Below are 11224 nucleotides of genomic sequence, written 5' to 3'. Positions count from 1 at the left end.
CGGATACAGGGTGCCCAGCAGCACCGTCGCCGCCGCCGCCGTCAGGAAAAGATTGTTCAACACCAGCGCGCCCTCGCGGCTGACCGGCGCGAACAGGCCGCCGCCCTTCAGCTGCGGCGCCCGCCAGGCGAACAGGACGAAGGCCGCGCCTGAAGCGATCCCCAGTATGGCCAGCAGCATCATCCCCCGCTGGGGATCGACGGCGAAGGCGTGAACACTGGTCAGGACGCCCGACCGCACCAGGAAGGCGCCCAGCATGGAGAAGGTGAAGGCCAGCAGGGCCAGGAACACGGTCCAACCCGCCAGCGCCCCGCGCCGCTCGGTCACCACCGCGCTGTGCAACAGGGCCGCGCCCGCCAGCCACGGCATGAAGGAGGCGTTCTCCACCGGGTCCCAGAACCACCAACCGCCCCAGCCCAGTTCATAATAGGCCCAGAACGATCCCAGAGTGATGCCGACCGTCAGAAAGGCCCAACTGGCCAGCGCCCAGGGCCGAACCCAGCGTCCCCATGCGGGCCAGAAGGCCGTCTGCGCCCGCCCCTCGATCAGGGCCGCGACCGCCAGTGAGAAACAGACCGAAAACCCGACATAGCCCGCGTACAGCAGCGGCGGATGCACCGCCAGGGCCGGGTCCTGCAGCAGCGGATTCAGCGACGCGCCCTGAACCGGTGCAGGGTCCAGACGGGTGAAGGGGCTGGAGGTGAAGACGGCGAAGGCCAGAAACAGCGAACCCAGCGCGCCCTGCACCGCCACGGCCGAGGCCTTCAATCCGAACGGCAGGCCGCGCGCCCGCGCCAAGGCCCCGCCGAAGACGGTCAGGACCAGACACCACAGCAGAAGCGAGCCTTCATGGCTGCCCCAGGCGCCCGCCACCTTGTACAGCATCGGCTTGTCGGTGTGGCTGTTGGCCGCGACGTTCGAGACCGAGAAGTCCGACACGGCAAAGGCGTAAATCAGGGCCGCGAAGGCCAGCGCCACCGCGCCCGCCGCCGCCAGCGCCGCCGCCTGACCTGCGCCCGCCAGAACGGGACTGCGCCGCACGCGCGCCGCCGTCGACAAGGCCGTCTGCAACAGGGAAAGCGCCAGAGCTAGCGCAAGGGCGAAGGCCCCGAATTCGGCGATCACAGGGACGAGGCTCCCTGACGGATTTCGCCCTGCGACGGCGCGCCGTCAGGCCGCCATTCGCCCTTTTCCTTCAGGCGGTCGGCGACCTCGCGCGGCATGTAATTCTCGTCGTGCTTGGCCAGAACCTGACTGGCGTGGAAGGTGCGGTCGGCGGTGAAGGCCCCTTGCGCCACGATCCCCTGCCCCTCGCGGAACAGGTCCGGCAGGTCGCCATGATAGACCACGCGGGTCGTGGCGGCGTTATCTGTGACGGCGAAGACGACCACCCCGTCGCCAGACTTGTGCACGCTGCCCGCCTCGACCAGACCGCCCAGACGGATGTTGCGGCCTTCCGGCGCCTTGTCCGCCGTGGCCTCTGATGGGGAATAGAAGAAGGTCACGCTGTCCTGCATGGCCCACAGCGACAGGCCCACGGCCAGGGCCAGGATCGGCGTCACGGCGGCGACGACCCACAGGCGGCGACGCGCCTTCGGTGATTTGGGCAGCCAGCTCATGCGACAGACGATCCGCAAACGGAGGACAGACGCATCGCATATACCGGCGTGAACTCAGCCAACCAACGTGTCATTGCGCCCTCTCGTTCGGCATCCGCCGCTCCAGATCGATCCGGCGCGGATCGGTCGGTTCAAGGGCGGCGATCAGGGGCGCCCACATGACCCGCACCGCTGCGCCGTCGCCCCGGCTCAAGGCCGCCTCGCCCAGAAAGAACCGCGCGCCCAGTTGCTCAGGGTCCAGTTTCACGGCCTGAATGAAGGCCGCCTCGGCGTCGCCGCCGACCTTGCCGTCATTGGCCCGCACCAGACTTTCGCCCAGCCGCGCCCAAGCCTGCGCGTCCTTGGGGTCCAGTTCGATCAAGCGGCGGAAGGCCGAGGCGGCGCCCAGCGGATCTTCGGCGGCGAACCGGGCCGCGCCCAGCATGGCCAGCGCCTGTCTGTCACCGGGCCGTTCCTTGACCACCCGCGCGGTCACGGCGGCCAGTTGCGCGGGCTCCAGCGTATCCAACTGCATGGACCAGGCGTCGACCCGGGTTTCATAGGCCTGGTCCGGCAGACCGGGCGAACCCGTCGCGACATAGAGGACCAGCGCGCCCGCCACGGCGGCGGCGATGCCGCCCAGCACCCACAGCCGATCCCCTGATCCCGCGACAGGTCGCGGCGCCGCGGTCCCCTGCGCCAACAGCCTGCGCCCGGCCTCCGCCCGCGCCGCCGCATGGGCTGCATGGTCCAGCAGGCCCCGCGCCTTCAGCCGGTCCAGCTCATTCAGTTCGCGAGTCCCCGCATCGCTCTCGGCCTCGACCGCCGCATCCGCGCCCCGCCGCGCGCCAGCCAGCACAAGCAGCCCCGCAAGGGCCGCAGCCAGTCCCGTCATCATCCAGAAGGCGATCATGCTTGGCCGTCTAACCCATCAGGCTGCGACGGGCGAGCGGCAGTTGCAGCCCTGCTTCGATCAAGCGCGGATCAGGTCTCGGCGGCAGGCAGCTCCAACACCGCTTTCAGACCGCCCATGTCACTGTCGTTCAGGGTCAGCCGCCCGCCGTACGCCCGCGTCAGGTCGTCGACGATGGACAGGCCCAGACCGGACCCCGGCGCGCTTTCATCCAGGCGGGATCCCCGCTTCATGACCTCATCGCGCTGATCGGCCGGAAGACCGGGGCCATCGTCCTCGACCACCACCACCATCTGTCCCAGACCGCTGGCCCCGGCCGACACTCGCACGCGGCGACGGCTGAATTTGGCGGCGTTCTCGATCAGATTGCCCAGGATTTCCTGCAGATCCTGACGTTCGCCCAGAAAGGCCAGTTCGTCCGGCGCGCGCCAGTCGATCTCGACATCCTTGGAGCGGAAGACCTGTTCGATCATGACCGCCAGTTCGTCCAGAACCTCGGGCACCGGGGTCTTTTCGCCCAGACCGTGCGCCGCCCGCGCCGCCGCCCGCGCCCGACGCAGATGGTGGTCGACCTGACCCTGCATGACCTTGGTCTGGCGGCGCACCAGTTCTGGCAGCGCGCCCTCCTCATTTCCGGCCTCGGCCAGCATGACCGAGATCGGCGTCTTCAGCGCGTGGGCCAGATTGCCGACATGGGTGCGCTGGCGGTCCACGACCTCCTGATTATGGTCCAGAAGGCGGTTGACCTGTTCGGCCAGGGGCTGAATTTCCAGCGGATAGTCGTGAACGATCCGGGCCGCGCGCCCCTTGCGTACGGCGGCGATCTCGTTGCGCAGGTCAAACAGAGGACGCAGGCCGAACCGCACCTGGATAAAGACCGCCGACACCAGCCCCGCGCCCATGACCAGAAGCGCGATCCACGTCAGGGTGGCGAACTGGCGTGTGTCGGCATCGACCTCGGACCGATCCAGCGCGGCCAGAAAGATGATGGGTCGATCATGGCGGGGAATGGTCTTCATCGACGCCGCGACCCGTAAAGGCTCAGGCTTCTTCGGCTCGTCCTTTGGCCCGTCGGTGTTGAAGGTGATGACGTCGCCGAGCCCAAGCTCAAGCCGTTGCGGCAGGTCGGCGGGCAGGTTCAGATTATAGTTCCAGAGCGAGGTCGAACGCGCCAGCGGCGTCAGTCGACCGTCGGGCTGAACCTCCAGAATCTGCCAGTATTTGCCCGACAGCAGACGCAGGGTCCGGGCATCCTGAATCTGTTCGACCCGCTCACCCGGCGGGGTGCGGCTGGCGGCGACAACGATCTCGTCGATCGTCTCGTTCAGCATGGCCCCCAGTCGGCGCAGGGCCGATTCCTGAAAGGCATGGGTCAGGGCCAGGGCCGCGATCACCAGCGCCAGCAGAATCCACGTCGAGGCCAGCCAGATCAGCCTGCGCGTCAGCGACTGGCCGGGCCGCCCGAACAGACGCCCCCAGTCATAACCGCTCGACCGGACAGGCGCCGTCTGGTTCACGCCGCTTCGGTCTCGCCCGCCAGAGGCGTCAGGCGATAGCCCAGCCCGCGCACGGTCTCGATCCGGTCAGAACCGACCTTCTTGCGGACGCGGCCAATGAAGACCTCGATGGTGTTGGAATCCCGGTCGAAGTCCTGATCGTACAGGTGCTCGACCAGTTCGGTGCGGCTGATGACCCGGCCCTGATGCATCATCATGTAATGCAGCAGACGGTATTCCAGACTGGTCAGGCGCAGAGGCTCGCCATTGACGCTGGCCCGTGCGGCGCGGGGATCAAGCCGCAGCCCGCCGCACGACAGGGTCGCCGAGGCGATGCCCGCCGAACGGCGCAGCAGCGCCCGCAGACGCGCCAGAAGCTCTTCGGTGTGGAAGGGCTTGGTCAGATAATCGTCGGCCCCGGCGTCAAAGCCCGACACCTTGTCCGACCATGCGCCGCGCGCCGTCAGGATCAGGACCGGCGTGGTCTTGCCGTCCCGGCGCCAGCGCTCCAGCACAGACACCCCGTCGATGCGCGGCAGGCCCAGGTCCAGCACGATGACGTCATACGGCTCGGTGTCGCCCAGATAGTGGGCTTCTTCGCCATCCGCCGCGTGATCCACCGCATAGCCGGCGTCGGCCAGCGCGTTCTTCAACTGACGCGACAGGTCGACGTCGTCTTCAACCAGCAGAATACGCATTAGTTCGGCCTGCGACGCGGGTCGTTGTTGTTGTTCGAGTTATTGTTGTCGCCCTGACGCGGGCGTCCGGTCTGCCCGTCGACCACCACGTCACGCACGCGGCCGTCACGTTCGACCAGAACGCTGTAGTTGCCGTCGCGGCGCGGTTGGGTGTCGATGGGGCGGCCGTACTGACCAGCGCTGCGGCGCGCCTCGTCAGGACTGACGCGCGGGGGGGCGCGGCGGTCGTCCTCCGACTGCTGTTGACGTTGGTCGCGGGACTGGGCGACCGCCTCTGTCGTCAGGACAGGGGCGAAGGCCAGGGTCGCGACGGCGACGATAAGACTGGCGGCTTTGCTAAACATGATCGCCTGTCTAATCCTGATCTTCTGAACGGGTGCTGAATGACTTGTATAGGTCATCGCACAGGCAACGCCAGCATCGCCACTGCGGATCGGCGCACAACCTTGCCGATTTCTCATCTAGATGAACCGTCCCTGAGCGCCGCCGTTCAGGTCGGGATCAGCCGCTGCATGGTCATCTCTGGTCATCGCTGGTCACCCCGACCGGCCCGACGCTCAAGGAGACTGTCATGCGGAACTTCGTCATTCCTGCCCTTGCTCTGGCCGCTGCTGCGGTCGCCATGCCCGCCGCCGCCCAGTCCTATGGTCATGGCCCCAGCCGCGCCCCCAACTACGCCCCTGCTCATCAAGTCAGCTATGGCTACTGGCAATCGATCGGCGCACGGCAAGCCGAACTGGACCGCCGCATCGACCGCGCCGTTCGCTCGGGTCAGATCAGCAATCGCGAAGCCTACCGACTGCGTGGCGAGTTCAATGCGCTGAAGCGGCTGGAGGTTGATTATCGTCGCGGCGGACTGTCGTCCTGGCAGCGCGCCGATCTGGACCGCCGCTATGACCGTCTGTCAGCCCAGGTCCGCTACGACCGCTACGCCTACAGCGCCCCGCGCAGGGGTTAAGCTTTCAGCCTCCCGGTTCTCCCTGTCACGGGAGGTTGAACAGGGCGCGGTCCGAACGGATCGCGCCCTTCTCTTGATTACAGTTCGCCTGCCTGGCCGCGCAGAAGCTGCAGCATGGCCGAGAAGTCACGCCCGCCGTGGCCCATGCCGTCAAACAGGGCGTACAGGGCCTCGGCCTGCGCGCCCAGCGGCGTCGTGGCGCCCGACTTGGCCGCCGCGTCCTGCGCCAGCTTCAGGTCCTTCAGCATCATGGCCGTGGCGAACCCGCCCTGATAATCGCGATTGGACGGGGCGGTCGGCACCGGACCGGGCCAGGGGTAATAGCTGCTGACGCTCCAGCATTGACCCGAGGACTTGGACGCGATTTCAAAGAACCGCTCCGGGTCCAGACCCAGCTTCTCAGCCAGAGCGATCGCCTCGCATGTGCCCAGCATCGAAATGCCCAGCAGCATATTGTTGCAGATCTTGGCCGCCTGTCCGGCACCATGATCGCCCGCACGGATGGTGATGCGGCTCATCGGTTCCAGCGCCGCCTCGATGCGGGCGAAGTCGCCTTCGTCGCTGCCGACCATGAAGGCCAGCGTCCAGGCATCCGCCGCCGCCGTGCCGCCCGACACCGGCGCGTCGGCAAAGGCATAGCTCGCCGATTTCGCCAGCCCCGCGACCTTGCGCGCCGTCTCGACGTCGATGGTCGAACAATCCAGCAGCAGGGCGCTGGCCGGGGCCACGCCGATGATCTGCTCGGAATAGACGCTCAACACATGCGGACCGGCGGGCAGCATGGTGATGACCACATCGGCGTCCCTGACCGCTTCGGCGACCGATCCGACGGGCGTGCAGCCCTGAGACGCGGCCCGCTCCAGCGCGCTGGGCGACAGGTCGAAGGCCGCAACCGCATGGCCCGCCTTGGCCTGATTGGCCGCCATGCCGCCGCCCATATTGCCCAGGCCGATGAAGGCGATCTTGGTCATGGTCTCTCTCCCTTTTGTCGGCGCCGAGGTCAGGCCAGCGGCGTCCATTTTTCGTTGTCGGCCAGGGGCGCGAACAGCGCGTCCAGGGTCTGTGGCGTCACGCCCGACAGGTCCGCCGGGGACCATTTCGGCGCATTGTCCTTGTCCACGATCACGGCCCGCACGCCTTCCTGGAAGTCGTGGGTGGCGCCGATCCGGCCGCTGACGGCGTATTCGACGGCCATGTTGTCGCTGAACGACGCGGCCTTCGCCCCCTCGCGGATATGGCGCAGGGTGACCTTCAGCGAGGTCGGCGACTTGGTCTTCAGGATGGCCAGCTGACCCAGCGCCCAGTCCGATCCGTTGGCCTCAAGGGCGGCGAAGATGTCCTCGACCGTATCAAAGGCGAACAGCCGGTCGATGGCTTCACGACGCGGAAGCAGGGGCGCAGGCCCTGCGTCCCCCGCATGACGGGCCGCGACGGCTGCCGGATCAGCCGCCTCAGCCGACAAATCAGCCTTCAGCGCCTCGACGCCCTCAGACGGCACGAAATGCGTATGGATGCCCAGCGCCACCGTATCCGCCGCCTTCAGCCGCGCGCCGGTCAGGCCGATCCAGACGCCGGTCTGTCCCGGCAGGCGCGACAGGAACCAGCCGCCCCCGACCTCGGGATAGAGGCCGATGCCCGTCTCCGGCATGGCGTAGGTGGTGCGCTCAGTCGCGATGCGGACATCCGCCGGTTCCGAAATCCCGACCCCGCCGCCCATGACGATGCCGTCGACAATGGCCGTGATCGGCTTGGGGTATCCGAACATCAGGTCGTTCAGCCGATACTCGATCAGGAAGAAGGCCCTGGCGTCCACGCCGTCGCCCGCGCCGGAATCCGCGATCATGCGGATGTCGCCGCCTGCACAGAAGCCGCGCTCGCCCGCATGGTCGATCAGCACCGACCGCACCGCCGCATCATCACGCCACGCCAGCAGGGCCTCGATCATCGCCTCGCACATCGCCCGGTTCAGCGCATGGATCGCCTTGGGCCGGTTCAGCATGATGCGACCGACGCCGTTCTCGATACGGGTGAGGATTTCGGGTTCGGTCATTTGCCGTTTCCTGAACAGATCGCCGCCAGTGTCTTCAACGGACGCGCCTCGCCAAGATACCAAGGCTCGTCCATCTCGTTGGGCGCATCGAATTCCACCGCCATGCCGCGCTGCAAAGCGGCGATCCCGGTTGCGTCCATGAGGTATTGCGCAACATCTGTCCGGCGCATTTCAAAGGCGGCGCCATCGACAAAAAGCGTGGTTTTCGGCGCATCCCTCGGCACGACGTCGTCACCATAATAGTCGATGATGACCTCACGGTTTCTGCATGTGGCGCGCAGGATCACCGACGAAAAATCCCAGGTTAGGAAGGAGGCGACCGGGTCTCTGTCCTGAATTCGGCCCGTGATCCATTGAGGCTCGTTCCCGACCTGGGCCGCCGCCAGCAGGGCAATCAGCGTCATCATCCCCGCCCCATCTCCCGCGCGATGATCACGCGCATGATCTCGTTCGTGCCTTCAAGGATGCGGTGGACCCGCAGGTCGCGCACGATCCGTTCCAGCGGATAGTCCTTCAGATAGCCGTATCCGCCGTGAAGCTGCAGGGCCTCGTCGGCGATCTGGAAACAGGCGTCGGTGGCCAGGCGCTTGGCCATGGCGCACCATTTGGTCTTTTCCGGGTGGTCGTTGTCGATGGCCCAGGCGCCGCGCAGCACCATCAGACGCGCCGCCTCCAGGTCCGTCGCCATGTCCGCCAAACGGAACTGCAGCGCCTGAAACTCAGCCAACGGCTTGCCGAACTGTTTGCGGGTGGCGACATAGGCCTGCGCCGTCTCCAGCGCCAGACGCGCCCCGCCCAGCGAACAGGCGGCGATGTTCAGCCGCCCACCATCCAGACCAGCCATGGCGTATTTGAAGCCCGCCCCCTCTTCGCCCAGCAGATTGGCGACCGGCACGCGGCAGTCGTCGAACTGGACGATGGCGGTCGGCTGGGCGTTCCAGCCCATCTTCTTTTCCTGCGCGCCGAACGACAGGCCGGGCGTCCCGGCCTCGACCACGATGGCGCTGACGCCCTTGGGCCCTTCGCCGCCCGTGCGGACCATGACGACATAGACGTCCGACGTCCCGGCGCCCGAGATGAAGGCCTTGGACCCGTTCAGCACATAATGGTCGCCGTCCCGCACCGCCGTGGTGCGCAGCGCCGCCGCGTCCGATCCAGAGCCCGGCTCGGTCAGGCAGTAGGAGGCGATCTTCTCCATGCCGACCAGATCGCTGACGAAACGTCCGCGCAGATCATCCGATCCGAACCGGTCGATCATCCACGTCGCCATATTGTGGATCGAGATGAAGGCCGCCGTCGCCACGTCGCCGCGCGACAGCTCCTCGAAGATCAGCGCCGCCTCGACCCGACCCAGCGCGATGCCGCCGTGTTCCTCACCCGTATAGATGCCGCAGAAGCCCATTTCGGCCGCCTGTTTCATCACATCGACGGGGAAATGCTTGTCCTCGTCCCAGCGGGCCGAGTGGGGCGCCAGTTCGGCGTCGGCGAAGGCCCGGGCCGCGTCCTGAATGGCGCGCTGATCGTCGTTAAGGGCGAAGTCCATTCCCGTTCTTTCACTCCGTCATCCTCGGGCCTGTCCCGAGGACCCATTGTTCGGCAAATTCGCCTCTCGACGTCCGCACAATACCGCGAACCGTTGGCGCCCGAGCCCCTCCGCCTTGGGTCTCGGGACAGGCCCGAGGATGACGAATGGGGGGAATGCTGGCGTTGGGATCAGCCCATCGTCGGAATGACGAAGGACGAATCCGCGTGCTCCAGCTCACTGTCCGGCCAACGGGCGGTGATGGTCTTGGTCTTGGTCCAGAACCGCAGGCCTTCCATGCCGTGCTGGTTGATGTCGCCGAAGGCCGAGCGCTTCCACCCGCCGAAGGTGTGATAGGCGACCGGCACCGGGATCGGCACATTGATGCCGACCATGCCGACATTGACGCGGGCGGCGCAGTCGCTCGGCCGTTCTGGGTGAAGATGGCCACGCCGTTGCCGTACTGGTGCTGGCTGGGCAGGCTCAGCGCCTCCTCGAAGCTTTCGGCGCGCACGATCTGAAGGACCGGGCCGAAGATCTCCTCGCGATAGGATTCCATCGTCGGCTTTACATGGTCGAACAGCGACGGGCCGACGAAATAGCCCTTCTCGTGACCCTGCAGGCTGAAGCCGCGGCCATCCACCACCAGTTCGGCGCCTTCCTCGACGCCCTTGGCGATCCAGCCCTCGACGCGGGCCTTGTGCTGGGCGGTGACGACGGGGCCGTAGTGGGCGGCGGCGTCGGTGGAGACACCGACCTTCAGGGTCTCGATCTCGGCGACCATCCGTTCGCGCAGGGTGTCGGCGGTTTTCTTGCCGACCGGGACCACGACCGGCAGGGCCATGCAGCGTTCACCGGCCGAACCAAAGGCCGCACCCGCCAGATCCTTGATGACCTGATCCATGTCGGCGTCAGGCAGGACGATGCCGTGGTTCTTGGCGCCGCCCATGGCCTGGACCCGCTTATGGTTGGCCGCGCCGGTCTGATAGACATAGTGGGCGATGTCGGACGAACCCACGAAGCTGACGGCGTGGACCAGCGGATGGGTCAGGATGGCGTCCACCGCTGTCTTGTCGCCGTGGATCACGTTCAGCACGCCGTTCGGCGCACCCGCCTCCAGCATCAGCTCCGCCAGACGCACCGGCACCGACGGATCGCGTTCCGACGGCTTCAGCACGAAGGTGTTGCCCACCGCGATGGCCACGCCGAACATCCACATCGGGATCATGGCCGGGAAGTTGAACGGGGTGATGCCCGCCACCACGCCCAGCGGCTGACGCATCGAATAGACGTCGATCCCCGGTCCTGCGCCCCAGGTGTATTCGCCCTTCAGCGCATGGGGGATGCCGCAGGCGAACTCGATCACCTCCAGCCCGCGCTGGATGTCGCCCTTGGAGTCGGCGATGACCTTGCCGTGCTCGCTGGACAGCATCTCGGCCAGTTCGTTCATGTTCGCCTCGACCAGACGCTTGAACTCGAACATGACGCGGGCGCGGCGCTGCGGGTTGGTGCTGGCCCAGCCTTCGAAGGCGTTCTGGGCCGACTGCACGGCGCGGTCGACCTCAGAGGTCGTGGCCAGCTGCACGCGGGCCTGCACCTCGCCGGTATTGGGGTTGAAGACGTCGCCGAACCGGCCCGAAGCGCCCTCGAACGCCGCACCGTCGATGAAATGGCGAATGTCGCGCATGGCGATCTTCCTTTTCTAACGTTCTTCCCAATGGGCTCTGAAGTCCCTTGCCCAAGGACATAGCAACCCCGGCGCGGACGGCGTAATGCAAATATGCAATCACACTTACGCACAGATGCATCACCATGTTCGACTGGGAAGACGCCCACATCTTCGTTGAGGCCGCCCGCGCCGGATCGCTCAGCCGCGCGGCCCAGCGTCTGGGCGTCGATGCGGCGACGGTCGGGCCGCGGGTCTCGCGGCTGGAGACGACACTGAAGGCGACCCTGATCGTGCGCTCGGCGTCCGGCCTGCAACTGACC

At 66.8% G+C, this 11224-nt stretch carries 12 protein-coding genes and 1 pseudogene; 2 read left to right on the top strand and 11 right to left on the bottom strand.

The window, feature by feature from the left end; genetic code table 11:
* From ccsA to QZ281_RS02690, 6 genes are all read right to left on the bottom strand, one after another.
* Positions 1-1125, bottom strand: a 1125-nt coding sequence (gene ccsA / locus QZ281_RS02715) for a cytochrome c biogenesis protein CcsA (RefSeq protein ID WP_292224430.1), incomplete at its 3' end; no start/stop codon positions are given.
* Positions 1122-1619 carry a cytochrome c maturation protein CcmE gene (gene ccmE, locus QZ281_RS02710; RefSeq protein WP_292224428.1) on the bottom strand — a complete coding sequence of 166 codons (498 nt, stop codon included), beginning with the start codon at positions 1617-1619 and terminating at the stop codon, positions 1122-1124. The genes ccmE and ccsA, both read right to left, overlap by 4 nt.
* Positions 1620-1689: 70 nt before the next feature.
* A complete protein-coding gene (gene ccmI, locus QZ281_RS02705; protein WP_292224426.1) occupies positions 1690-2511 on the bottom strand; it encodes a c-type cytochrome biogenesis protein CcmI in 822 nt (273 codons plus the stop codon).
* A gap of 71 nt (positions 2512-2582) precedes the next feature.
* Positions 2583-4028, bottom strand: a complete 1446-nt coding sequence (locus QZ281_RS02700; RefSeq protein ID WP_292224424.1) for a sensor histidine kinase — start codon at positions 4026-4028, stop codon at positions 2583-2585.
* The gene (locus QZ281_RS02695; protein ID WP_201100062.1) at positions 4025-4705 is read right to left on the bottom strand and encodes a response regulator transcription factor; all 681 of its coding nucleotides are present in this window, start codon (positions 4703-4705) and stop codon (positions 4025-4027) included. Before QZ281_RS02695 ends, QZ281_RS02700 begins: the two co-directional genes overlap by 4 nt.
* Positions 4705-5049 carry a hypothetical protein gene (locus QZ281_RS02690; protein WP_292224420.1) on the bottom strand — a complete coding sequence of 115 codons (345 nt, stop codon included), beginning with the start codon at positions 5047-5049 and terminating at the stop codon, positions 4705-4707. The genes QZ281_RS02695 and QZ281_RS02690 overlap by 1 nt, the downstream gene beginning before the upstream one ends.
* A 227-nt stretch (positions 5050-5276) precedes the next feature.
* Between QZ281_RS02690 and QZ281_RS02685 the strand changes: the two genes are divergently transcribed.
* The gene (locus tag QZ281_RS02685; RefSeq protein ID WP_292224417.1) at positions 5277-5663 is read left to right on the top strand and encodes a hypothetical protein; all 387 of its coding nucleotides are present in this window, start codon (positions 5277-5279) and stop codon (positions 5661-5663) included.
* A 77-nt stretch (positions 5664-5740) separates the two neighbouring features.
* Here the strand turns inward: QZ281_RS02685 and mmsB are convergent, their stop codons facing one another.
* The 5 genes and pseudogenes from mmsB to QZ281_RS02660 all read right to left on the bottom strand — a co-directional run bounded on the left by mmsB (position 5741) and on the right by QZ281_RS02660 (position 10922).
* Positions 5741-6634, bottom strand: coding sequence for a 3-hydroxyisobutyrate dehydrogenase (gene mmsB, locus QZ281_RS02680; RefSeq protein WP_292224413.1), 894 nt, complete (start codon positions 6632-6634; stop codon positions 5741-5743).
* 29 nt (positions 6635-6663) lie between these two features.
* Positions 6664-7713, bottom strand: a complete 1050-nt coding sequence (locus QZ281_RS02675) for an enoyl-CoA hydratase/isomerase family protein (RefSeq protein WP_292224411.1) — start codon at positions 7711-7713, stop codon at positions 6664-6666.
* Entirely contained in the window at positions 7710-8120 is a 411-nt protein-coding gene (locus QZ281_RS02670) for a hypothetical protein (RefSeq protein ID WP_292224408.1), read from the bottom strand. The genes QZ281_RS02675 and QZ281_RS02670 overlap by 4 nt, the downstream gene beginning before the upstream one ends.
* Positions 8117-9256, bottom strand: a complete 1140-nt coding sequence (locus QZ281_RS02665; RefSeq protein ID WP_292224405.1) for an isobutyryl-CoA dehydrogenase — start codon at positions 9254-9256, stop codon at positions 8117-8119. The genes QZ281_RS02670 and QZ281_RS02665 overlap by 4 nt, the downstream gene beginning before the upstream one ends.
* Before the next feature lie 170 nt (positions 9257-9426).
* Positions 9427-10922, bottom strand: a pseudogene (locus tag QZ281_RS02660) (CoA-acylating methylmalonate-semialdehyde dehydrogenase).
* Between the two features lie 125 nt (positions 10923-11047).
* Here QZ281_RS02660 and QZ281_RS02655 point away from each other — a divergent pair.
* The coding region (locus QZ281_RS02655; RefSeq protein WP_292224432.1) for a LysR family transcriptional regulator at positions 11048-11224 on the top strand (177 nt) is incomplete at its 3' end.

It is taken from the genome of Brevundimonas sp. (assembly GCF_018608325.1).
In the GTDB taxonomy this organism is placed as follows: Bacteria; Pseudomonadota; Alphaproteobacteria; order Caulobacterales; family Caulobacteraceae; genus Brevundimonas.
Note: the sequence above shows the minus strand (reverse complement) of the source record. Positions and strands in the feature narration are given on the sequence as shown.